This is a genomic window from Maribacter ulvicola (assembly GCF_900155985.1).
In the GTDB taxonomy this organism is placed as follows: domain Bacteria; phylum Bacteroidota; class Bacteroidia; order Flavobacteriales; family Flavobacteriaceae; genus Maribacter; species Maribacter ulvicola.
Window position 1 is genome coordinate 1,814,365 of the sequence record NZ_FTMA01000001.1, and the last position, 22,016, is coordinate 1,836,380.

Below are 22,016 nucleotides of genomic sequence, written 5' to 3' on the forward strand. Positions count from 1 at the left end.
ATAATTTTACAGTTAATTGATAAATCTAAATAGTATGAAAAAATTAGTTCTAATCGTTGGTCTTGTATCAATGGTAGCTTTTACTTCTTGCAAAGACAATGCATCAAGTAAGATTAAAACGGATAATGTAGCTGAAGCTGCTGTAAGAGATGAGGCTGCTAAAGCAGTGCCTGTAATGTCTTTTGAGAAAGCAGAACATGATTTTGGTACAATTGAGCAGGGTGCGGCACAAGCAACAGTTTTTAAATTTACTAATACGGGTAACGCTCCATTAATTATTACTGATGCTAAAAGTAGCTGTGGTTGTACAGTTCCTAATCCTCCAAAGGATCCAATTGCACCAGGTGAAACAGGTGAGTTGAAAGTTAACTTTAACGGTTCTGGTCAAAACCAAGTTACTAAAACCATAACAGTTACGGCAAATACAGAAAAAGGATCAGAGCTTTTGAGAATTAAAGCTTTTGTTAATCCAAAAGGAGCAGCTCCATTAGGACCTGTTAAATAATTATAATTTACAGATATACCAAAAATGGGTGATATAGGGCAGTTTCTTCCGATGATTTTAATTTTTGTGGTCGCATATTTTTTTATGATCAGACCTCAAATGAAGAGACAAAAGGATGAAAAGAAGTTTTCGGCAGAATTGAAAAGAGGTGATCGTGTTATTACCAAAAGTGGTCTGCACGGAAAAGTAGTAGATTTGAATGACAAGGATACTTCTTGTGTATTGGAAACAATGGCAGGAAAGTTAAAGTTTGATAGATCTGCAATATCTATGGAAATGAGCGCTAAGTTAAACGCTCCGGAGAAAAAGTAATCTTTTATTCTGAATTTATATAAAAACACCGATGGAAACATCGGTGTTTTTTTGTTTTAAACTTTAAGAGAAAAGGTTATCTCTTGTATTGGTCATTTATGCCTTTACCTGCTAATATCAATGGAACTATCTTTTCTAACCTAGATAGTTTCGTTTTCTCTTGTTTGGCAGTTGCAATATACTTGGCGTAATCTTTTTGTTTGGAATAGGTCAATTGGCTAAAAGCAGCTTTAATATCCTCGTTGTTTTCTAATGCTATAGATAAATGTGCGGGAATCTCAAATTTGGTTTTAGAATTTTTTTTAACTTTTAGTGATAGTCCTTTTTTTTGATTTTCAATAGCTTCTTTGATATATGCCGTAACCATTTTTTCATCGATGTTTTCGGATGAAGAAAACTTCCAATGACGCATTGCCATGGTTTTACCTTCTTGTGCATTTACAAGTACTTTTTCCGGGTCGCTTAAAAATACCCCGTTAAAGAACCAAATTCCAAAATGGTTTTTGAATTTGTTTATGGCAATGATATTTTTATCATCAATCATGTAGGTGGGAAAACTCCATTTGTAAGTTTCGGTCATGCTACAGTCTAAAGCAAGGGTTCTTAATTTGGCTATACCATTTTTAAACTGATGTATTTCAGTATAAAATTTTTCTATTTTTTCCTGCTTTTCCATTGTATTACTGATGTGCTGTTAACTCACAAATGCGTACAATGACTTCTACCGCTTTTTGCATACTTTCAACAGGTACATACTCATACTTACCATGAAAATTATGTCCGCCGGCAAAAATGTTGGGGCAGGGTAAGCCCATGTAACTCAGTTGTGAGCCATCGGTTCCACCTCTTATAGGTTTAATAATTGGTTTTATGCCAATATCTTCCATTGCTTTCTTTGCCGTTTCTATAATATGAAAAACAGGTGTTACCTTTTCTTTCATATTAAAGTATTGATCATTTAATTCTAGATCAATACAATGGTTGTACTCATGATTATATTTTTTGACAATATCCTGTATCAGTTCTTTTCGTTTGTTAAAATGCTTTAAATCGTGGTCCCTAATAATAAGTTCTACAGTTGCATTTTCAATCTCTCCATTAAAATGGTGTACATGAAAAAAGCCTTCTCTACCGCTGGTTTCCTCTGGTACTTCATGTTTTGGTAAATCACTTAAGATCTTATTTGCAATTAAAAGCGCATTTACCATTTTGCCTTTTGCGTAACCTGGGTGTACACTTTTTCCTTTTATGGTAATTTTAGCTCCCGCGGCATTAAAATTTTCATATTCCAATTCGCCAATTTGGCTACCGTCCATAGTATAAGCCCATTCTGCACCAAACTTTTCTACATCAAATTTATGGGCACCACGACCAATTTCTTCGTCAGGGGTAAAACCAACTCTAACGGGACCGTGTTTAATTTTAGGGTTATTGATCAAATACTCCATAGCGGTTACAATCTCAGTTATACCGGCTTTGTCATCAGCGCCTAAAAGTGTGGTGCCATCTGTAGTAATTAGCGTCTGACCAATATATTGCAGTAAATCATCAAAATATGATGAAGATAAAATGATGTCTTTCTCTTTGTTCAGTACAATATCTTTGCCGTCATAGTTTTTGATAATCTGCGGATTTACATTGCTGCCCGAAAAGTCTGGAGAGGTATCAAAATGGGAAATAAAACCAATGGTGGGTACTTCATGGTCAACATTAGAAGGTAATGTTGCCATGATGTAGGCATTGTTGTCTATAGTAACATCTGTCATGCCTATAGCACGTAATTCATCCACTAGTTTATGGGCTAAATTCCATTGTTTTTCAGTGCTTGGGGTGGTTTCTGATGAGGAATCGCTCTGCGTATCAATAGTAATATAACTAATGAAACGGTCAATAATATGCTGCATGCTAAATGGGTTTTATCAAAAATAAGCTTATATATTGTAAATTAGTAGACGTAAGATTCGATAAATTCTATGACGATGAAATTTAGATATATAGTGTTGACGGTTTCTCTTTTACTTTTCGTAAAAATAAATGCACAGGCAGATTGTTTTCTTGGAGTTGGCGTCACAAGTGATACTATAATTTCAGATATTTTTCAATTGAACAAAATGCAGCATAAGAAATTAAAAAGTTATAGTGCAGAGTTGAAATATAGAAATGAGGTACTTACTAATGAACTACAAAATGTAATGGATCGACATCCTCAAACTACTGTGTCGGAATTACGCCAGCTTGCAGATAAATATAAAGAAGTAATGGATAGCGTTAATAGGGTTCAGGCCATGATTGACAAACGAATGTTGAGGTTGTTTAATATGAAGCAATATGAACTATATCAAAATTTGTGTAAAAAGGCGTATCGTTCTCCGTATGTGGTAGTGCCAACCATATATGCAGATAGTATAATTGATGAAAACAGGTAAGGTAAAACTTAACTTTTTCATTTACAGTTTGTATTTTTACAGCTTCTAAAATATATACATGTACAGGCTAATTATCAGACCTATTTTATTTCTGCTAAATCCAGAAAAAGTTCATTACCTCAGTTTTTCAATCATCAAGTTTTTTTCTAAAATAGGACTATCGGGTCTTATAAAATCTATGTTCGTTGTGGAGGATGAACGTTTGGAACGTGAGCTTTTTGGTTTAACATTTAAAAACCCCGTTGGTTTGGCTGCCGGTTTTGATAAAAATGCAGTGTTGTTTAATGAGTTGTCTGACTTCGGGTTCGGATTTGTAGAAATAGGAACACTTACGCCAAAACCCCAAGATGGCAATCCAAAGAAAAGATTATTCCGTTTAAAAGCTGATAAAGCTATTATTAATCGCATGGGCTTTAATAATCACGGTGTTTTTGAAGCTGTTGAGAATTTAAAGAAAAACCATAAAGTACTTATAGGTGGTAATATTGGTAAGAACAAAGTGACGCCAAATAATGAAGCTATTAAAGATTACTTAATATGTTTTGATGCATTGTTTGATCATGTAGATTACTTTGTAGTGAACGTTAGTTCACCAAACACTCCGGGTTTACGTGAACTACAAGATAAAGAACCATTGACGGCATTGTTAAATGAACTTCAGTTAGAGAATGCTAAACTAAGTGAACGTAAAGGAACAATTCGTAAACCTATTCTGTTAAAAATTGCGCCAGACCTTACTGATAGTCAATTGTTAGATATTATCGATATAGTTAGCGATACTACCATTGATGGTGTTATAGCAACCAACACTACAATATCTAGGGAAAACTTAAAGTCTCATGCGCTTATTACGGAAGAAGCTGGTGGATTAAGTGGCGCTCCATTAAAAGATAGAAGTACTGAAGTAATTCGTTTCTTAGCGGAAAAAAGTAATAAAGCATTTCCAATAATTGGTGTTGGAGGTATTAATTCTGCGGAAGATGCTATAGAAAAATTAGAAGCTGGTGCAGATTTAATTCAACTATGGACAGGGTTTGTCTATGAAGGTCCGGGTTTGGTGAAGCAAATTAACAAGGCTCTTTTAGAAAAAAAAGTTACTGCTTAGAAATAAAGGTATTGCCATAGAAAAAGCCCTTGCACAATGTGTACAAGGGCTTTTATGTTGAATAGCTATCTGCTTATTGTTTGGTCCAATAATCAATTACGAATACATCATCTAAATACGGCGACAATACGGCTCCAAAAGCTTTGTGGTCTGGGTGTGGTAAATAAATGGCACGATCTTCTTCGCTTTTAAATGTTAGAAAAAAAGCATGGGTAAACCCTTTGTCTAAGCCTTCTGGACTATTGTTTAATCCCCATTCATATCCTTTAATTTGTTCAATTTTAGAAGGTAATGCACTAAAGGCATCTTCAACTTTTTTTATTTGAGCAGGAGTTGTTCCTTCCTTAAACTTAAAAAAAACGGTATGTCTTAACAGACTATCGCTTTGAATCATTGTGGTTGTTGTCATGTTTTCATCTGTCTTGGCAAAAGCGTTTGAGACCAATGACATACTAATTAATAATAGAAGTACTTTAATTTTCATAAGTAATGTTAATTTGAAACAAGATATTAAAAAATGGCGTAAATCATTGTATTTTGTATTTTTGATGTTGAATTAAGTTTTTACTGAATTGAACTACGACATCTTATTGGCTTTTACAATGGCAACATTGGTGCTGTCACTTTCACCAGGTCCTGATAATATTTTTGTTCTCATACAAAGTATCACCAATGGAAAGAAGTTTGGATTAGCTGTGGTATTGGGATTAATGACGGGTTGTTTGGTACATACCTCATTATTGGCTTTCGGAGTTTCTGCGATTATTAAGAATAACCCTGCCATATTTACTTTTATTAAAATTTTTGGAGCTGCTTATTTAATGTATCTGGCTATCATGGTGTATAGAGGGGGAGATGCTATTTCTCTTGATGGTGGTACGAGGAATAAAAAGAGTATATCCAATTTATTTCGGCAGGGGTTTATTATGAATGTACTCAACCCAAAGGTAACTATTTTTTTTCTTGCCTTTTTTCCAGGTTTTTTGTTTTCAGATTCCTTAAGTCCTATAATTCAATTCTATATTCTTGGTTTTCTTTTTATTTTAGTGTCAACTATCGTATTTGGCGGTATGGCATTGTTATCAGGGCAGATTTCAACTTTTTTGGTAGATAATAAGCGTACAGGATTGGTTTTGAAATGGGTTCAAATTATTGTCTTCATTGGTATTGCGATTTATTTATTTATAGGATAGTTTATTTAAAGTATTAATAGTAGATACTTGTTTAGAGTTCGTATTTTTACGAAATGTCTAATTCAAAGGTTAAAATAGTTGAATGTCCTAGAGATGCCATGCAAGGCATTAAGAAGTTTATACCCACAGATGAAAAGGTGAGGTATATACAGTCTTTGTTAGGATGCGGATTTGATATGCTAGATTTTGGAAGCTTTGTTTCTCCAAAGGCCATACCACAGATGGTAGATACGGCTGAGGTATTATCTAAATTAGACTTGACAAAAACAGATTCTAAATTACTTTCAATAGTGGCAAATGTACGTGGAGCCAAAGATGCAGTTTCGCATTCTGAAATTGATTACCTAGGATTTCCTTTTTCGATTTCAGAGAATTTTCAAATGCGAAATACCCATAAAACTATTGCGCAATCTGTAACAACCTTACAAGAGATTTTCAATTTGGCAGATGCCGCGAACAAAGAAGTAGTAACCTATATTTCTATGGGTTTTGGTAACCCTTATGGAGATCCTTGGAATGTCGAAATTGTAGGGGAATGGACAGAAAAACTAGCAAAAATGGGAGCCAATATTTTATCGCTTTCAGATACGGTAGGGTCTTCTGATCCAGAAACCATTTCATACCTGTTCTCAAACCTTATTCCTAAGTACCCTGAAATCGAATTTGGGGCGCATTTGCATACAACACCGAGTAAATGGCATGAGAAAGTTGCTGCTGCGTACGAATCTGGTTGTAGACGTTTTGATGGGGCAATACAGGGTTTTGGCGGGTGTCCTATGGCTAAAGATGATTTAACAGGTAATATGCCTACAGAAAAAATGCTTTCTTATTTTACTTCAGAAAAAGTAAATTATGGTGTTAATTGGATGGCATTTGAAGCAGCATATAATAAAGCTACTCAACTATTTAGCGCGTATCATTAAAAGAGCCTTCCGTAAGGTGGTCTAAAATAAGACGAATATTACGTTTATTTAGATTTATTACAAATAAACTTTGGTAATTCCTTTTTACGTTATAAATTTGCGATCCGTTAATAAAACGTTAACGGATATTGTAAACTTATTGAAGATGAAACACTTTTACCTAATAATATTACTTTTAGCTTTTCCATTTGTACATGCCCAAACAAAAACAGATTCTATTACCCTTGTGCCGCAGACACAGATAAATGCTGCGCAAAGATTGCTTTCTGGTAACTATGGTTCCGCTGTTACTGTTGGTGCGTATGCTGAAATGTTATACAATCAACCAGAAGGAGATAATGGAGAGTTAGATGTTCAAAGAATGGTTTTACTTTTTGGATATCGTTTTAATGACAAAACACAATTTGTTACCGAAGTTGAGCTAGAGCATGTAAATGAAGTTTTTGTAGAACAAGCGTTTATTAATTATGCCGTAGGTAGCAATATTAGTTTACGCGGTGGTTTAATGTTGGTGCCAATGGGTATTGTGAATGAATTTCATGAACCAACAACTTTTAATGGTACAGAACGCCCAAGTATGGATAACGCTATAGTTCCTACAACTTGGCGTGAAATTGGAGTTGGGGTCGCTGGTAGGTTCAACGATATTAACTTGGGGTATCAGGCATATGTTTTTAACGGATTTAAATCTACGGAAGCAAATGGTGCCGGTGGGTTGTCTGGATTTTTAGGGGGGTCTAGCGGATTGCGTGGCGGTCGTCAAAAAGCAATTCAGTCTACGGTTGATAGTCCTACTTTATCTACTAAAATTGAATATTATGGTATTTCTGGTTTGCGTTTGGGTATGTCAACCTATTTCGGAAAAACACAGGCAGAAGATGATATTGAAACTTTAGACGGTGCAAATATAGGTATAGCCATGCTTGGTATAGATGCACGGTACGCCTATGATAGGTTTACGGCTAGGGGTCAATTTATTAATGCATCATTATCAGATACCGATGCATATAATACTGCTACAGGAAAAGATTTGGGTAGTGCGTTAAGAGGGTTTTATGTAGAAGGTGCTTATAATTTATTACCGATGGATAAAGAGCAAAAGTTATATGTGTTTACTAGGTATGAAGAATACGATACTCATGCAGGTACAGCAGGTAATCTGGTAAGGAATGATGCATATAATAGAACTGATGTAACTACAGGATTAACTTATCATCTTGCGCCAGGAGTTGTTTTAAAAGGTGATTATCAATTTAGAAGCAACGCTTCTGACGTTACTGATGTAAAAGACAGGCTTAATTTTGGTATCGGTGTTTGGTTTTAATCAATTTACTATAGATTATATAGATGAATAATAAGGTTCTAAGATTAATAGGTGTACTGTTCGTTGTAGCGGTAATGATGGGCTTTGGGATACCTAAGAATGTTCAAAAGAAGGTTGACAAGGCTGTTACATCGTACTTTGAAATAGAAGCTTTTACAATGCGGCCTATTACAGTACCTAGTTCGGTCAATATTAATTTACCTTGTAAGATTACAGGAGAAAATTTATTTCAATTATTTGATGGTCAAAGTCCTATTGGTTATATCTTTATTGAGCAAGCGCCAAGTAAAACAGCAAATTTTGACTATATGATTTTGATGGATGATAATTTTAAGATCCTTCATTCCAAAGTGCTTATTTATCGAGAGGAATATGGCGGGGAAATTGGAAGCAAACGATGGTTAAAACAATTTATAGGTAAAACACCAGGGGATAGGGTGGATCATAAAACAAATATAGATGGTATTGCCGGCGCAACAATTTCAGTGCGATCTATGACTAGTGCTATTGATAGTCTTTTGCAAACAGTTGCTATATTGCAGGCTAATAAAGTATTGTAATGGAAATTAATGGTTTGTTGTCTAAGCTGCCTAAGGGTATGCGTCTCTTTATAGGCACTTTTGTAATTGTACTATCCGTAGGTTTTTATACAGGGCTTTTGTTTGTTTCAGAAACGAGTACTACAAACCCCAAGGGTATAGAAGAAAATTATCTTGGCAATGAAGTAGATGAAGATGCCGAGATCATGAAATTTAAAAAAAGTGAAAGGCAAATGCTGACCATTGTGCACACCCATATACTCTCTATGTCATTAGTTTTTTTTCTTATAGGTGTGCTGGTGTGGTTGACCAACACCTCTATAAAGCTTAAACTTTTTTTAACTATTGAACCATTTTTGTCTGTTTTATTGACTTTTGGAGGTATTTATTTCTTGTGGTCAGGTGTAACTTGGTTTAAATATGTAATAATGTTTTCGGGGTTTTTAATGACTGCTACCTATTCAATATCTGCAATGTTGGTTTTGTATCAATTAACAGTATCAAAGAAACCAATGAATATCATTAACCAATAATATTCACTATATTTGCACGCAATTAAATTCTTAATTGCTATGCAAGCCCACCAAAATAAAATTCTAGGAGAAGGTCTAACTTACGACGATGTATTATTAGTACCCGCTTATTCTGAAGTACTTCCAAGAGAAGTTAATATTCAGACAAAATTCACAAGAAATATTACAATAAACGTTCCTATCATATCTGCAGCGATGGATACGGTTACGGAGTCTAGAATGGCAATTGCCATGGCCCAGGAAGGTGGTATTGGCGTGTTGCACAAGAATATGACTATTGAGCAGCAAGCAATGAAAGTAAGAAAAGTTAAAAGGGCTGAAAGCGGAATGATTTTAGATCCGGTTACACTACCTCTTAATTCTAAAGTGAAAGATGCCAAAGCCAATATGAAAGAATATAGCATTGGTGGTATTCCTATTGTTGATGCTGATGGTAAATTGCTAGGTATCGTTACCAATAGAGATTTACGTTTCGAAAAAAATAATGAAAGATCAATTTCTGAGGTGATGACCTCTGAAAATTTGGTTACTGCAGAGGAAGGTACTTCGCTGGCCGAAGCAGAGGATATTTTACAACAGCATAAAATTGAAAAGTTACCGGTGGTTACTAAAGATAATACTTTGGTAGGTCTAATTACTTTTAGAGATATTACCAAGTTAACGCAAAAACCTATCGCTAATAAAGATCAATATGGTCGTTTACGCGTTGCAGCGGCATTAGGTGTTACTGCCGATGCAGTCGATAGGGCAGAAGCTTTGGTCAATGCAGGTGTAGATGCTGTGGTTATTGATACCGCTCATGGTCATACAAAAGGCGTGGTTTCGGTATTGCAAGAAGTGAAAAATAAATTTCCTAACCTAGATGTTATCGTGGGTAACATTGCTACGGGTGAGGCGGCGAAATATTTGGTAGATGCCGGTGCAGATGCGGTTAAGGTTGGTATTGGTCCTGGTTCTATCTGTACTACTAGAGTGGTTGCAGGTGTTGGTTTTCCTCAATTTTCTGCAGTATTGGAAGTTTCAGCAGCTATAAAAGGTTCAGGCGTTCCCGTCATTGCAGATGGCGGAATTCGTTACACAGGTGATATACCTAAGGCTATTGCCGCAGGTGCGGATACCGTAATGTTAGGTTCTCTTTTAGCAGGAACAAAAGAATCTCCGGGAGAAACAATTATTTATGAAGGTAGAAAATTTAAGTCTTACCGTGGCATGGGTTCTGTAGAAGCTATGAAACAAGGAAGTAAAGACCGGTATTTTCAAGATGTTGAAGATGATATCAAAAAGCTAGTACCAGAAGGAATTGTAGGTCGTGTGCCTTATAAAGGAGAATTGTACGAAAGCATTCACCAGTTTATTGGAGGTTTAAAAGCAGGTATGGGATACTGTGGAGCCAAAGATATTGCCACATTACAGGATAATGGAAGGTTCGTGAAAATTACGGCTAGTGGTATTAATGAAAGCCACCCGCATGATGTAACCATTACAAAAGAAAGTCCTAATTATAGCAGATAGAAATTCTAATAGTATATACAAAAAAAGAGGTCTGTTAAGACCTCTTTTTTTATGCCTTAATTTAAGGAAGTGTTCATCTGTTTATTTAAAAGCTGAACTCTTCTTAGGTCATCTGAAGCTTGCAATACTTTAGATTTTAAAGATGAATTTAAGTCGGGATTTTCTTTTAGGAAATTCTGTAATGTTTCATAGGCTTCAGGTGAAGTATAATTGCCTATAGTGCTGCTGAGCCATCTTTTTGGAAAAAAGATATCCCCTGTTTTTTGAATTTCATCTAACAAATCAAGACTAAGTTTTAGATATTGAATGGATTCTTTTTGATATAAAGGATGATGTAAGTTGTTCATCGCATTTGCCACCCATGATTCTTTAGCTCTGTTTTCTTCTTTTTGAAGCGATTCGAAAAAATTATTTCTAGTCTGCTGATCTTTTGATAAAGACGGAAGTAAAAACTGAAATCTAGTTAATTTGTCATTGTTGCTTATTGCTTTTTCAGCTGCTTCTAGGATGCTCTCGCTTTCGGGATGTCCGTATAAGGCTAAATCCATTGCTAATTCAGTAAAATTATCATCGTTGAGTTTTAAGTTATTGATGGTGATGTCCTTGTTCCAAATACCGTATAGATTATCTAATGATTTATCGGTATATCCAATAGTTACATAAGTAGAGTATAGTGTCTTTTTAATGCTAGCAGGTATTTCTTTTTGAAGGTTAGACCATACTTGTTGGGTAATTTCTTTCTGATAAAAAAGGCGTTGTTCGTCAGTAAGGTATTTCCAAAATACTGAAGTGGTGTATCTGGATATGAGGTTAATTAATAATTCGTTTTTTTCATTGGCTAATCCTTTAGCAAATAGTTTAATGGCTGCACCGGGTGTTATGCTGCCATTGAGCATGTTCTCATATGCATTTATATAGGCGTAACCACGCGCCACTTGGTCATTTATGGTAGCTATAATGTCTAAATCTTGTTCCTGTATAGGGAAAACTCCATATCCTTCAGCATTAGAATTATAGAATATTGAAGTTGGTTTAGCAAGGCCAATAGCTTCATCTAGAACCAACTCATTGTCGATCATATTAACAGTCAATGTTTTTGTTTGATCAGGATATAGAAATAGGATTTCAAATGTTTGTGGCCATGAGTGCTCAGTGTTGTCTTCTGCTTTTTGTGATAGTTTAAATGAGATTATTTTATCATTATCATCGTATTCAATAGCATTACTGAAGATGGGTCTGCTAGAATTATTCACCCAAACATCGCTCCATGCAACCATATCAGTGGTTGATTTGTTATCAAAAATAGTTATCAATTCTCCCCAGATAGCATTCTTGAAAGCAAAGGCTTTTATATATTCTTGAATACCTATCTTAAATTCTTCTTTACCTAAAACAGCTTCAAGTTGCCGCATCATTATGGGTGCCTTATTATATATAATACTGCCATAAAGGGAACCTGCGTTATTGAGGTTTTCTAAACCTTGACGAATAGGGTTGGTGCCCAATGTTCTATCTTCTCCATATGCATTGGGGTAGTGGGTAATCATAAAAGCCAACTGATGATCAATATCTGGAAAAGCTGGATTCATGATTTTATCTGCCATAAAATTGGCAAATACTTCTTTCATCCAAACATCATTAAACCAATTCATGGTCACCAAATCTCCAAACCACATGTGAGAGGTTTCGTGGGCAATTAATTTTGCACGACTCAGTTTTCTGTTAGCGGTAGCACTTTCGTCTAAGAAGAGTGAACTTTCTCTATACTGTATGGCTCCCACATGTTCCATGCCGCCATATTGAAAACCAGGTATAGCTGCATAATCCATTTTTTGAAATGGAAAAGGATACGCTGTGTAGGATTCTAAAAATGATAGGGATTGCTGATGAAGATCAAAAATGGAACCTAGACTATATTCAATTTTGGTAGTATCCGTTTCACGGTATAATAGGGTCATTTCCATAGTATCCGGTTTTTGGGTTACGGATTCAAATTTACCTGCTACAAACGAAAATAGATAGGTGCTCATTTGATCAGAGGCTTCAAAGTTATGCTGCGTGTAGTCACCTTCAGTGGTCTGATTTATTTCTTTTGCACCACATAAAACTTTCCATTCTTTAGGTGCGGTAATGCTAAGGGTGTACACTCCTTTAATATTCGGTTGGTCAAAACAAGGGAAAAGTGTTCTTGCTCTGTCCGGGACTAATAACGTGTATAAATAATCTTCATTTCTATTTAAGGAAAGTTCACCGGCATTAAACTCAATTGTGATCGTATTTTTTCCTTCAACTAGAAATTCTTTGGATAAAATGATATGTTCCTTTTCATGTAGAATAGCAACGTTGGTTTCGTTAATAATAACCGATTTTATTTTAGATGAATCTTCTTTAAAATCTAAGTATACGGGCTTTTGAGGTAGTCCTAAATCAAAATTTAAAACTAGTTGAGATGGTATTGGAGCTTTCTGTTCTTTAGGAATTGCAAAGCTTAGTTTGTAATGTACATTTGAGACCTGAGAAGACCTGTAGTTAGCCAGTTCTTCTGAAACACCTAATGCTAAAGGTGCCGATGTTCGCTTTTTATTGTTGCAGGAGTAGAAAAGAGTTACTATAAAAAATAGAGGTAACAGGTGCTTCATAAAATAGAGTTATACGCTGTAGTGAAAGTACTTTATTGAAAAATACTTTCCAATTTTTAAACAGTGTATAACTCTAAAAGAGAATAAATTTATGGATGTCTTTGCCTAGAATCAAGCATAAGAACTATTTACCAGTTTTGCTGGTGTAAGCTTTCCAGTCTTTTTCTTTGTAAACATTACTTCCAAAATAACGAGCTATTTCTAAAAATGGCTCTGGCTTTTGATAACCAGGAACCGGTGAAAGCATGTTTAGCTCTTCATCTAAGAATATGGTAGTTGGGTAACTTAGACGACCTTGCATTAAGGCTGCTGCAAATTCATGATATCCCTTTCTTCCTGATGGAATAAATTTGTATGTTTTGCCCTTATATTCTACAGGATCTTTACCTTCTCCATCAAATTTTACCATGTAGTAGTTTTCATCCATATAGGCTGCTACTTCAGGGTTTTGAAAAGTGTCCTTATCCATTTTTTTGCACCACCCGCACCAATCTGTATACACATCTATAAAAACTTTCTTAGGGTTCTTGTCAGTAGAGGTTAATTTTACGGCCTCTTCCCAAGAAATCCAATTGACTTCTTGTGCAATGCTTGTTGTTGAAACAAAGAGTACAGCTAAAAATAAAAAGGATTTTGATACAGATAAAGAATACGATTTCATGTGTTATTTTTTGTGTGTATAGTCCAACTATTATACCAAAACTAACGTATTTTTTATTGCTTTATTTCACTTTTGCAGTTTGTTTAACATTGAATAGATCTTTTACGTCTACTTGATTGCGGATTAAATCATCAAAAGTTTCTCTTTCGCGTATAAGAATAGCTTTTCCTTTATGCCATAGTACTTCTGGCGGTCTAAATCTTGAGTTATAATTGCTTGCCATGGTAAAGCAATATGCACCGGCATTTTTAAAACAAAGAATGTCACCTTCAGTAATCTCGTTAATTCTTTTATTGCTGGCAAAAGTATCTGTTTCGCAAATATACCCAACAACAGAATAATAGCGTTCTCTACCTTCTGCATTAGAGATATTTTTAATAGTATGGGTAGCACCGTAAAGCATTGGTCTGATCAAATGGTTAAAACCAGAGTCTATACTTGCAAATACTGTTGAAGTCGTTTGCTTGACTACATTCACTTTGGCGAGAAAAACACCAGCTTCACTGACCAAAAATTTACCAGGCTCGAAAGCTAAGGTCAAATCTTTACCATATTCTTTACAAAACTCGTTAAAACGGGTACTTAATTTTTTTCCTAATTCTTCAACATTTGTTTCAATATCACCTTCTTTATAAGGTACTTTGAAACCGCTACCGAAATCAATAAAATCCAGATTCTTAAAATTACGTGCTGTTTCAAATAATATTTCAGATGCGTATAAGAATACATCAATATCTAAAATGTCACTACCGGTATGCATGTGTATACCGTTAATGTTCATTTTTGTTAATTCTACAATACGAAGTAAATGAGGGATCTGATGAATACTGATGCCGAATTTAGAATCTATATGACCCACGGATATATTAGAATTGCCGCCGGCCATAACATGCGGATTAATTCTAATACATACAGGGATATTAGGATGTTTGCTGCCAAATTGTTCTAAAATAGATAAGTTGTCAATATTAATACGAACCCCTAGTTTAGCAGCTTGCTCTATTTCTTCTAAAGAAACGCCATTTGGTGTAAATATGATCGATTCTGGTTTAAAACCAGCTAATAACCCTAATTGTACTTCTTGGATAGAAACGGTATCTAATCCACTACCAAGACTGTTCATTAGTCTTAAAATGGTAATATTAGATAGTGCTTTTGCCGCATAATTAAGTTTCAATTTCTTTACAGAACCAAATGCCTTGGTCAATCTATTAAATTGTGAAACTATTTTCTCCGAGTCATAAACATACACCGGATCACCATAGGTTTTTGCGATTTGCAACAAATCCTCATTTCTCATGCTATCTATTTTTTAGCGAATTTACTTTTCTAAATCATTAACAACAAAAATAATAACATAAAAACAATAAAAATAACAAATTGTGATATTTGAAACAGTTAGATATTCTATTTATTTTGGAGCTAAATAAACCTCTTTGTACATTTAACATATGAGATTACCACTATTTCCATTACAGTCTATTTTCTTTCCGGGTGAAACAGTGCCGCTTCATGTTTTTGAAGATCGTTATAAACAATTAATACAAGATTGTAGAAAAGAAGCCATCACTTTTGGAATACCTGTTTTTATCAATAACAATATGGAATATGGTGTGGAAGTACAGTTGGTAGAGGTGGTTACCACTTATGACAGCGGAGAGATGGATGTGGTCTGTGTAGCTCGGCAAGTATTTAAATTATTGGCTTTTGATAATGTAATGGAGAACAAATTATATGCCGGAGGTATTGTAAAGTTGATGGAGTACGATTACGAAGCATCAGAAGAAAAAAAGAAAACAATTATTAAGGGTATAGAAGAGTTGTATGCCATTATGGATGTGCCATATCCCCAAATCAACATTAAAGAATTTAATAGTTTTTCCTTGGCTCACAAAATAGGGCTGTCTTTTGAGCAAGAGTACCAATTGTTACAGATACCTGTAGAAAATGACCGTCTTAATTTTATCGGTTTACATCTAACGGCTACCATAACTGTGTTGTCAGAGGTAAATCGCACCAAAAAAACCATAGAACTTAATGGACATTTTAAAAATTTTGACCCTCTAGATTTTAAAGATTTAAAGATTTAGTTTGTTTTTGGCCTTTGAAATTCAATCCCATTCTAAGGATTTTGTGTTTTTATCAGGTTAATTATACCAGATATTCTAATTAATCATCAGTATTTTTAAATAATTACTTCCTGTTTCCTATTTTTGCTTAACATTTAAATTCACCATATATATGAACCTTCACGAATATCAAGGAAAAGAGATATTAGCAAGTTTTGGGGTGCGCATCCAAAGAGGAATAGTTGCCCAAAATGCAAAAGAAGCTGTTGAGGCTGCAAAGCAATTAACTGCTGAAACCGGAACGGGATGGCACGTTATTAAAGCGCAAGTACACGCAGGTGGTCGTGGTAAAGGTGGTGGTGTAAAATTAGCCAAAAACCTAAAGGAAGTAGAAGAAATCGCAAACCAGATTATAGGAATGAACTTGATTACACCGCAAACTTCTGCGGAAGGTAAAAAAGTACACCAAGTATTGGTTGCCGAAGATGTGTATTACCCAGGCGAAAGCGAAACTAGTGAATTCTATATGTCTGTTGTATTAAATAGAGCTACCGGTAAGAATATGATCATGTATTCTACAGAAGGTGGTATGGACATAGAAGAAGTTGCCGAAAGTACTCCGCATTTAATTTTTACGGAAGAAATTGACCCAGCTACAGGTTTGTTAGGTTTTCAAGCAAGAAAGATTGCTTTTAATCTAGGTCTTTCAGGTACTGCGTTCAAGGAGATGACAAAATTTGTTGCATCATTATATAAGGCATATGTAGAAAGCGATTCTAATATGTTTGAAATTAACCCTGTGTTAAAGACATCTGACGATTTGATCATGGCTGTCGATGCTAAGGTTTCTATTGATGACAATGCACTTTATCGTAGAAAGGAATATGCTGATATGCGTGACCTTAGAGAGGAAAATGCTATTGAGGTAGAAGCAAGAGAAGTTGGTCTTAACTATGTAGACCTTGACGGTAACGTTGGTTGTATGGTTAATGGTGCAGGTCTTGCCATGGCAACTATGGATTTAATTAAAATGGCAGGTGGTGAACCAGCTAACTTCTTAGATGTGGGCGGTACTGCAGATGCTAAAAGAGTTGAAGAAGCGTTTAGAATAATTTTAAAAGATCCTAATGTTAAGGCCATTCTAATTAACATATTTGGTGGTATTGTTCGTTGTGATCGTGTTGCACAAGGTGTTGTTGATGCATACAAGAATATGGGAGACTCAATGAATGTGCCAATTATTGTTAGGTTACAAGGTACTAATGCTGAATTAGCAAAAGAAATTATTGATAATTCTGGTCTGGCGGTTCAATCGGCCGTACAGTTCCAAGAAGCTGCAGATAAGGTGAAGGCTGTATTGGCTTAAACGAATTTGCTTATATTAAATTATAAAAAAGACCATTCATTATGAATGGTCTTTTTTTTTGATATGATAAATGTGGATTTTATATATATGTGTTTATTGTAATTGTGGTTTTTATTTTTTGTAATGATAAGAGCCATCAACCTTTATTGTAAGATACCAAATTAGAATAATGGTTAAGAGCTATGAACCGTGTTTTTTCAACGATTTATATTTCTGAATGTGAGGCTGATTATTGAAGAATTAATATTAAAGAGATGTTAAAATGAGGTTTGCTTGTAACATTCTTATTTTACAATCGTCTTTTTGGTAATTCATCATCAATCAATTAATAATCATACTTCAGAAAAAATGAAGTAAAAAACAAAAAGTCATGAGAAAATTAAGTTTAGTAGTGGTAGCTGTAATGCTACTTGCAACCGGTAATGTATTCGCCAACGATGTAAAAGGTGAAAACCCTACAAAAAACCTTTCAAAACAAATTTCAGAAATGTTAATGGAGAATGAGTTCTCTGCAAAAGATGACGACCTAACTGCTCAAGTGCGTTTTACATTGAATGCAGATGGGGAAATTGTCGTCTTATCTGTAAATTCTAAATTTGCTAGAATGGAAAGTTTTGTAAAATCCAAATTAAACTATCAAAAGGTTAATTTGACAAATATTAAGGAAGGTAAAATATATACCATACCCGTACGAATAAAAGCATAAATTTTAAAAGTACGCGATAAAAAATCTTAATACAAAACGTTGTATTAAGATTTTTTCTTGTTTTTATACTTTACAGAGCTAATGGCAGAATCTACCTTTTTCATCTGCTTAGTTTTGAAATCTCTTCTTTCTATATTTTTTACTGCTGGTTTTGTAGTAGCTCCTGACATGGCTAATAGAACTTCTCCCGGTATTTTTGGGCTATCCTTTGTTCCGCGAAGGTGTAGAACCAATCCGTTCAAAAAGTTGCGTAACACTTGATCACCGCATTCCATGTAATTTGGATGGTCTTCTTTTCTGAAGAAAGCACCTAATTCACTTTTAGAGATCTTAAAATCTACCAATTGTAGAATGTCTACAATATCATCATCCCTAAATTTTAAAGCAACTCTTAATTTTTTAAATATATCATTATTGGTCATAGCAAATTTTTAAGGACTGCAAGTTATTATAAAAATCTGACGTGCTCAGGGCTATGCGGTATTAATAGATGTTTTTACTCGCTCAGGAGGCTAATTCAGGCAATATTATAGATTGCCGTCTGGACTAATTGCTGCAAATGAATTTAATTTTGTAAAATGAGATATACTTTTTAAACAAGATATTGTTTAATGTTGGAATCAAAAGAATACATATGCTTAGTATTTAATCGGTTTTACATGTATTTCATCGTTTTTTCTATATGTTTTATCGTAATGTGTATAGGATGATATAGGTTATTCGTTGAGATATAGTTAAAATTGTAAGAATTATCTTTCATATTTGTAATGAATTATAATTCCCTGAATCCGGTACTCTTGATTTTAATTTTGATTGTAAATTATGAAAGTAGAGGATAATAAATTAAAAGTTGTTTCAGATATGATTCAATCCTCAATGGTTCATAATGGCTTGGAACAAGCAGAATATGAATTTATCTGTAGCTTAGGAGAGCAATTGGGGTTGCATCAACATAGTATTGATGGCTATATAGAGGAAAATGAAATATTTATTCTCCCTAATTCTATGGAATGTAAAATTCTAAAATTTTATAAAAAAGCGCTACGTGATAAGAACTTATGTAGTAGCTATTATAAATGGATCCGAGAGTCTTATAGACAAGGTATGGCAATGGGTTTGTCTCAAAAAGTGATTCGAAAATTTTTATACGATTTACATTTTTGTGAAGATTTTTCTGAAGGTCAGCAACTAATTAAAAATTATTTTACAAAATGAAAAGTACACTATAATTGGGGTTAGGGTGTTATGATCGTAGCCCAAATGAAATAAAATAGCTGAATTATACGTTTAAGTGGTGTAGCAGCAGAATATCAAATAGATACACATTTATATGCCTACTAATAAAGAAAAGTTAAGTATTTTGTCAGAAATGATTTCTTTTGCCAAGCTTAATGATGAGGTAAAGAAATCAGAATATGATTTTCTTTTTTCGGTTGCCCAACAATTACAAATAAGTAAAAAAACTTTTGACAGTCTCTTTACTTCTAATGTTGAGCACGTAATACCCAAGTCACAGTCAGAGCGTCTTTTACAATTTCATAGGTTAGTATTATTGATGAACGTTGATAATGAGCAGGATATAAATGAAGTCAAGGGAATTTATGATATTGGTTTAAAGATGGGATTGCCACCAGGTGCAATTCAGCAGGTATTGGCTATAATGCACAAGTACGCTAATAAAATAGTACCACCAGAGGTATTGATTTCTATTTTCAAGGCACATTATAATTAAGACCAAGAAATATCTTTGGCATCTAATTTGCTAAGGTCTCTTTTGTTTTTAATATTGGCATTGGCATCTGTTCTTAATTCGCTGATTTCCGCTTCTAAAATTGTTAACTGATTAGAATTAATTACGTGATTTGTAAGTGTTTTTAACATGTGCATTAGTTTTCTCAAAACCGTAATATCATGTCTACTGTAAAGTCTGTATGTGGCCATTACATTATATAATAATTCGGAAAATTTTGAACATCTAATAAGTACCCAGTTTTCTTGTTCATCATCGGTAAGGTATTCAAAGTCTGCTTTGAGCATTAAATCTAGAAAAAGGGAGGTTAGATAGTCAATAGTATTTAAAGCCGTTCCTGGATCGTTAATTCCTGGAGACATTGCTTTTACTCCAATTTCAGATATTTGTCTAAAACCGTAGATGTAATTTTCTCCAATGAGCTCTTCGTGACTAAAAAGTAAAGTGTCTATCACCTTTTCTTTTAATTCATTATTTAAAGGTTTTTCGGTTTTAAAACCAATAGTTCCCTCTAAAATGAATTGTCCTTTGCGCAATTGTATGATGATTTTTATTGCGTTTTTTTGCATAGTTTAAGTAGGTCATCGTTTAATACTCCATAAAAATAGCCTGTTTTGTTTATTTCATGCGCTTCCCAATATTGTCCACTTGAAAACTCTAGAGTATGCTGTTCTTGCTGTTTTATAATCGAAGTTATTTCAGACTTTGTTCTAGAATGAATTGCTGTTAGAATATTTCCTACTTGTATAGCTTGAGAAATATGATGTATAAAATAGATAAAAGCAGCTAAACAAACTACTGCCAGTATAATACCAAATAGGACGGCGAACCCTGGTGTTTGATAAGCATTCTCTGTGGGCTCAATGGAGATAAGAACAAAAATATTGTATAGTATGGTAGCAATATAAAGACCTAGTACAATTTGATGTTTTTGATCGGAAATAATTCCAGGTAGTACACGGGGTGAGAAGTTACTAGAGGCTTGATTCAATAATACCATGACCATAGAAAAACTAAATACGGTCAATGATATTAAACCACCAATTAATGTGCTTAGAATAGTTTTAGCCGTATCGGTATTGTCAATTACCAGGGCCGGAGCCACGTTGATGAGGTAAGCCGAAATGTTATTTTGCTCAAGATAGATCATTAAAAAGGCCAATAATAGTCCTGCAAGTGAGATTACTGTGGGGAAAAAGGCTATTCTGGTACGTATATGTTTAAAAAGATTGTTTAGTCTATCCATTGGTATTAATCTAGCCGTAAAACTAGTGAATGCGACAAGGTAAGGGTGGCTGATATGCTAAAATTACAGGCTCTTATCAATAAAACACGTCAAAATGACACTATCTTGTAGATATTATGTGTCAAAATGGCATAACACTTGTGTTGGTACATAAGTTGTTCTATACCAATCAACTATTAAATTAATTTATTAAAAAAATACGACTATGAGTTTAACTAAGAGAAATGATGTTTTGTTCCCGGCGTTGATGAATGAAATTTTTAGACCAGATTGGTTTGGTGGAACTGAGAATTCACGTTCATCTATACCGGCAGTAAACATTAAAGAGAATGAGAAAGATTTTGAATTACAGCTTTTTGTCCCAGGTAGGGTAAAAGATGATTTTAAAATTGAAATTGATGATGCCATCTTAACCATTTCGGCAGAAATAAAAGAAGAGAGTGAAGAGGTAAAAGAAAATTTTACACGTAGAGAGTTTAGTATCTCATCTTTTAAAAGGGCATTTACATTGCCTGATACAGTAGCCACAGATAAAATTGAGGCAACGTATGAGGACGGAATTTTAAAATTTAATCTTCCGAAAAAAGAAGAGGCTTTACCTAAGCCAAAAAGAATGATTGAGTTAAAGTAAGTTTTGGTAACTACCTTTTTTAGGTTGGTTTGAGTTGTTTAGTTGGAGTGCTTTGAGAAATCAAAGCACTTTTTTTTTGCGTTTTATATGCGTTATTTCAATCTTAAAATTCAGGAAAAAATAAAGCGAATTGCGCTTTTAAATAATTCATTGATTAACACTTTCAAGGTTGCTTTCTGTATTGGTAAACGCTCTTTTTATTCCTTGTGTTCAAGTTGTTTTAATTTAAATTTAGAAGTTGATCTTGTGATATAAAATGGGAATCTTAATTCTTTTTTAAAGGTACTTCCGGACTCTTGGCAATAGGTTTTTAAACTATAAAAATGAACGGTATTATTGAGCATAAAACCGCCCATTTTATTGTTCAAAAAATTAGCGTAAATTAGTACTATCTGCTTAACTATTTTTCTTATGCTCAGGTACTGGCTCTTACCATCCAGTTTTAGTATTTGAAGAACAGTTGTTAATCTAGAATTAGATGAGAATCTACTGAAAAACACCTTATAAAGCAATTTTAATAAGAATATTATCCTTTTAGCCTTGTCTAAAAAATTTATTTAAATCATTGTATTCCAA

The 22,016-nt window shown here is 34.2% G+C and carries 23 protein-coding genes and 1 pseudogene; 16 read left to right on the plus strand and 8 right to left on the minus strand.

Annotation, left to right across the window (positions count from 1 at the left end; genetic code table 11):
• Window positions 1–34: 34 nt before the first annotated feature.
• Together BW936_RS07795 and yajC are read left to right on the plus strand one after the other, a co-directional pair.
• Window positions 35–505 carry a DUF1573 domain-containing protein gene (locus tag BW936_RS07795; protein ID WP_076547766.1) on the plus strand — a complete coding sequence of 157 codons (471 nt, stop codon included), beginning with the start codon at window positions 35–37 and terminating at the stop codon, window positions 503–505.
• 24 nt (window positions 506–529) lie between these two features.
• Window positions 530–817, plus strand: a complete 288-nt coding sequence (gene yajC / locus BW936_RS07800) for a preprotein translocase subunit YajC (protein ID WP_036152840.1) — start codon at window positions 530–532, stop codon at window positions 815–817.
• A gap of 76 nt (window positions 818–893) precedes the next feature.
• Here yajC and BW936_RS07805 read toward each other — a convergent pair whose 3' ends face one another.
• Window positions 894–1,493, minus strand: coding sequence for a YdeI/OmpD-associated family protein (locus BW936_RS07805; protein ID WP_076547767.1), 600 nt, complete (start codon window positions 1,491–1,493; stop codon window positions 894–896).
• 4 nt (window positions 1,494–1,497) lie between these two features.
• Entirely contained in the window at window positions 1,498–2,721 is a 1,224-nt protein-coding gene (gene pepT / locus BW936_RS07810) for a peptidase T (protein ID WP_076547768.1), read from the minus strand.
• A gap of 75 nt (window positions 2,722–2,796) precedes the next feature.
• Between pepT and BW936_RS07815 the strand changes: the two genes are divergently transcribed.
• Both BW936_RS07815 and BW936_RS07820 read left to right on the plus strand, forming a co-directional pair.
• The gene (locus BW936_RS07815; RefSeq protein ID WP_143744069.1) at window positions 2,797–3,243 is read left to right on the plus strand and encodes a hypothetical protein; all 447 of its coding nucleotides are present in this window, start codon (window positions 2,797–2,799) and stop codon (window positions 3,241–3,243) included.
• Window positions 3,244–3,301: 58 nt separating this feature from the next.
• On the plus strand, window positions 3,302–4,348 hold the full coding sequence (locus BW936_RS07820) for a quinone-dependent dihydroorotate dehydrogenase (RefSeq protein ID WP_076547770.1): 1,047 nt from the start codon (window positions 3,302–3,304) through the stop codon (window positions 4,346–4,348).
• 73 nt (window positions 4,349–4,421) lie between these two features.
• Here the strand turns inward: BW936_RS07820 and BW936_RS07825 are convergent, their stop codons facing one another.
• Window positions 4,422–4,832: a Dabb family protein gene (locus tag BW936_RS07825; RefSeq protein WP_076547771.1), complete on the minus strand. Its 411-nt coding sequence runs from the start codon at window positions 4,830–4,832 to the stop codon at window positions 4,422–4,424.
• An 88-nt stretch (window positions 4,833–4,920) separates the two neighbouring features.
• Here BW936_RS07825 and BW936_RS07830 point away from each other — a divergent pair, with 88 nt between their 5' ends.
• The 6 genes from BW936_RS07830 to guaB all read left to right on the plus strand — a co-directional run bounded on the left by BW936_RS07830 (window position 4,921) and on the right by guaB (window position 10,372).
• A complete protein-coding gene (locus tag BW936_RS07830) occupies window positions 4,921–5,541 on the plus strand; it encodes a LysE family translocator (RefSeq protein ID WP_076547772.1) in 621 nt (206 codons plus the stop codon).
• 53 nt (window positions 5,542–5,594) lie between these two features.
• On the plus strand, window positions 5,595–6,464 hold the full coding sequence (locus BW936_RS07835) for a hydroxymethylglutaryl-CoA lyase (protein WP_076547773.1): 870 nt from the start codon (window positions 5,595–5,597) through the stop codon (window positions 6,462–6,464).
• A gap of 145 nt (window positions 6,465–6,609) precedes the next feature.
• On the plus strand, window positions 6,610–7,788 hold the full coding sequence (locus BW936_RS07840; RefSeq protein ID WP_076547774.1) for a hypothetical protein: 1,179 nt from the start codon (window positions 6,610–6,612) through the stop codon (window positions 7,786–7,788).
• Window positions 7,789–7,811: 23 nt separating this feature from the next.
• Window positions 7,812–8,348, plus strand: coding sequence for an FMN-binding protein (locus BW936_RS07845; protein ID WP_076547775.1), 537 nt, complete (start codon window positions 7,812–7,814; stop codon window positions 8,346–8,348).
• Window positions 8,348–8,860, plus strand: a complete 513-nt coding sequence (locus BW936_RS07850; RefSeq protein ID WP_076547776.1) for a hypothetical protein — start codon at window positions 8,348–8,350, stop codon at window positions 8,858–8,860. The genes BW936_RS07845 and BW936_RS07850 overlap by 1 nt, the downstream gene beginning before the upstream one ends.
• A gap of 39 nt (window positions 8,861–8,899) precedes the next feature.
• A complete protein-coding gene (gene guaB, locus BW936_RS07855; protein WP_076547777.1) occupies window positions 8,900–10,372 on the plus strand; it encodes an IMP dehydrogenase in 1,473 nt (490 codons plus the stop codon).
• Window positions 10,373–10,428: 56 nt separating this feature from the next.
• On the opposite strand, the gene BW936_RS07860 is transcribed toward guaB, so the two are convergent.
• The 3 genes from BW936_RS07860 to lysA all read right to left on the minus strand — a co-directional run bounded on the left by BW936_RS07860 (window position 10,429) and on the right by lysA (window position 14,972).
• Window positions 10,429–13,011, minus strand: a complete 2,583-nt coding sequence (locus BW936_RS07860) for a M1 family metallopeptidase (protein WP_076547778.1) — start codon at window positions 13,009–13,011, stop codon at window positions 10,429–10,431.
• Between the two features lie 124 nt (window positions 13,012–13,135).
• On the minus strand, window positions 13,136–13,672 hold the full coding sequence (locus BW936_RS07865) for a thioredoxin family protein (protein WP_076547779.1): 537 nt from the start codon (window positions 13,670–13,672) through the stop codon (window positions 13,136–13,138).
• 61 nt (window positions 13,673–13,733) lie between these two features.
• Window positions 13,734–14,972 carry a diaminopimelate decarboxylase gene (lysA, locus tag BW936_RS07870; protein ID WP_076547780.1) on the minus strand — a complete coding sequence of 413 codons (1,239 nt, stop codon included), beginning with the start codon at window positions 14,970–14,972 and terminating at the stop codon, window positions 13,734–13,736.
• Window positions 14,973–15,123: 151 nt separating this feature from the next.
• Here lysA and BW936_RS07875 point away from each other — a divergent pair, with 151 nt between their 5' ends.
• The 3 genes from BW936_RS07875 (at window position 15,124) to BW936_RS07885 (ending at window position 17,813) form a co-directional block, all read left to right on the plus strand.
• Window positions 15,124–15,762, plus strand: coding sequence for an LON peptidase substrate-binding domain-containing protein (locus BW936_RS07875; protein WP_076547781.1), 639 nt, complete (start codon window positions 15,124–15,126; stop codon window positions 15,760–15,762).
• 151 nt (window positions 15,763–15,913) lie between these two features.
• Window positions 15,914–17,107: an ADP-forming succinate--CoA ligase subunit beta gene (gene sucC, locus BW936_RS07880; RefSeq protein WP_076547782.1), complete on the plus strand. Its 1,194-nt coding sequence runs from the start codon at window positions 15,914–15,916 to the stop codon at window positions 17,105–17,107.
• A 370-nt stretch (window positions 17,108–17,477) separates the two neighbouring features.
• Entirely contained in the window at window positions 17,478–17,813 is a 336-nt protein-coding gene (locus BW936_RS07885) for a hypothetical protein (RefSeq protein ID WP_076547783.1), read from the plus strand.
• A 44-nt stretch (window positions 17,814–17,857) separates the two neighbouring features.
• Here BW936_RS07885 and BW936_RS07890 read toward each other — a convergent pair whose 3' ends face one another.
• On the minus strand, window positions 17,858–18,235 hold the full coding sequence (locus BW936_RS07890; protein ID WP_076547784.1) for a DUF1456 family protein: 378 nt from the start codon (window positions 18,233–18,235) through the stop codon (window positions 17,858–17,860).
• A 400-nt stretch (window positions 18,236–18,635) separates the two neighbouring features.
• Between BW936_RS07890 and BW936_RS07895 the strand changes: the two genes are divergently transcribed.
• Both BW936_RS07895 and BW936_RS07900 read left to right on the plus strand, forming a co-directional pair.
• Complete coding sequence (locus BW936_RS07895; protein WP_076547785.1) at window positions 18,636–19,028, plus strand: hypothetical protein; 393 nt, start codon at window positions 18,636–18,638, stop codon at window positions 19,026–19,028.
• A gap of 115 nt (window positions 19,029–19,143) precedes the next feature.
• Entirely contained in the window at window positions 19,144–19,545 is a 402-nt protein-coding gene (locus BW936_RS07900; RefSeq protein ID WP_076547786.1) for a hypothetical protein, read from the plus strand.
• On the opposite strand, the pseudogene BW936_RS20170 reads toward BW936_RS07900, so the two are convergent.
• Window positions 19,542–20,809 (minus strand): annotated as a pseudogene (locus tag BW936_RS20170) (DUF2254 domain-containing protein). The gene BW936_RS07900 and the pseudogene BW936_RS20170 sit on opposite strands and share 4 nt — an antisense overlap.
• Before the next feature lie 205 nt (window positions 20,810–21,014).
• On the opposite strand from BW936_RS20170, the gene BW936_RS07910 reads away from it, so the two are divergent.
• Window positions 21,015–21,440, plus strand: coding sequence for an Hsp20/alpha crystallin family protein (locus BW936_RS07910; RefSeq protein ID WP_076547787.1), 426 nt, complete (start codon window positions 21,015–21,017; stop codon window positions 21,438–21,440).
• Window positions 21,441–22,016: the final 576 nt, after the last annotated feature.

Excerpts from the sequence above, each read along its gene's own strand:
- BW936_RS07795 (WP_076547766.1), top strand. The coding sequence starts at position 35 with ATGAAAAAATTAGTTCTAATCGTTGGTCTTGTATCAATGGTAGCTTTT.
- yajC (WP_036152840.1), top strand. The coding sequence starts at position 530 with ATGGGTGATATAGGGCAGTTTCTTCCGATGATTTTAATTTTTGTGGTC.
- BW936_RS07805 (WP_076547767.1), bottom strand. The coding sequence starts at position 1,493 with ATGGAAAAGCAGGAAAAAATAGAAAAATTTTATACTGAAATACATCAG.
- pepT (WP_076547768.1), bottom strand. The coding sequence starts at position 2,721 with ATGCAGCATATTATTGACCGTTTCATTAGTTATATTACTATTGATACG.
- BW936_RS07815 (WP_143744069.1), top strand. The coding sequence starts at position 2,797 with ATGAAATTTAGATATATAGTGTTGACGGTTTCTCTTTTACTTTTCGTA.
- BW936_RS07820 (WP_076547770.1), top strand. The coding sequence starts at position 3,302 with ATGTACAGGCTAATTATCAGACCTATTTTATTTCTGCTAAATCCAGAA.
- BW936_RS07825 (WP_076547771.1), bottom strand. The coding sequence starts at position 4,832 with ATGAAAATTAAAGTACTTCTATTATTAATTAGTATGTCATTGGTCTCA.
- BW936_RS07835 (WP_076547773.1), top strand. The coding sequence starts at position 5,595 with ATGTCTAATTCAAAGGTTAAAATAGTTGAATGTCCTAGAGATGCCATG.
- BW936_RS07840 (WP_076547774.1), top strand. The coding sequence starts at position 6,610 with ATGAAACACTTTTACCTAATAATATTACTTTTAGCTTTTCCATTTGTA.
- BW936_RS07845 (WP_076547775.1), top strand. The coding sequence starts at position 7,812 with ATGAATAATAAGGTTCTAAGATTAATAGGTGTACTGTTCGTTGTAGCG.
- BW936_RS07850 (WP_076547776.1), top strand. The coding sequence starts at position 8,348 with ATGGAAATTAATGGTTTGTTGTCTAAGCTGCCTAAGGGTATGCGTCTC.
- guaB (WP_076547777.1), top strand. The coding sequence starts at position 8,900 with ATGCAAGCCCACCAAAATAAAATTCTAGGAGAAGGTCTAACTTACGAC.
- BW936_RS07860 (WP_076547778.1), bottom strand. The coding sequence starts at position 13,011 with ATGAAGCACCTGTTACCTCTATTTTTTATAGTAACTCTTTTCTACTCC.
- BW936_RS07865 (WP_076547779.1), bottom strand. The coding sequence starts at position 13,672 with ATGAAATCGTATTCTTTATCTGTATCAAAATCCTTTTTATTTTTAGCT.
- lysA (WP_076547780.1), bottom strand. The coding sequence starts at position 14,972 with ATGAGAAATGAGGATTTGTTGCAAATCGCAAAAACCTATGGTGATCCG.
- BW936_RS07875 (WP_076547781.1), top strand. The coding sequence starts at position 15,124 with ATGAGATTACCACTATTTCCATTACAGTCTATTTTCTTTCCGGGTGAA.
- sucC (WP_076547782.1), top strand. The coding sequence starts at position 15,914 with ATGAACCTTCACGAATATCAAGGAAAAGAGATATTAGCAAGTTTTGGG.
- BW936_RS07885 (WP_076547783.1), top strand. The coding sequence starts at position 17,478 with ATGAGAAAATTAAGTTTAGTAGTGGTAGCTGTAATGCTACTTGCAACC.
- BW936_RS07890 (WP_076547784.1), bottom strand. The coding sequence starts at position 18,235 with ATGACCAATAATGATATATTTAAAAAATTAAGAGTTGCTTTAAAATTT.
- BW936_RS07895 (WP_076547785.1), top strand. The coding sequence starts at position 18,636 with ATGAAAGTAGAGGATAATAAATTAAAAGTTGTTTCAGATATGATTCAA.
- BW936_RS07900 (WP_076547786.1), top strand. The coding sequence starts at position 19,144 with ATGCCTACTAATAAAGAAAAGTTAAGTATTTTGTCAGAAATGATTTCT.
- BW936_RS07910 (WP_076547787.1), top strand. The coding sequence starts at position 21,015 with ATGAGTTTAACTAAGAGAAATGATGTTTTGTTCCCGGCGTTGATGAAT.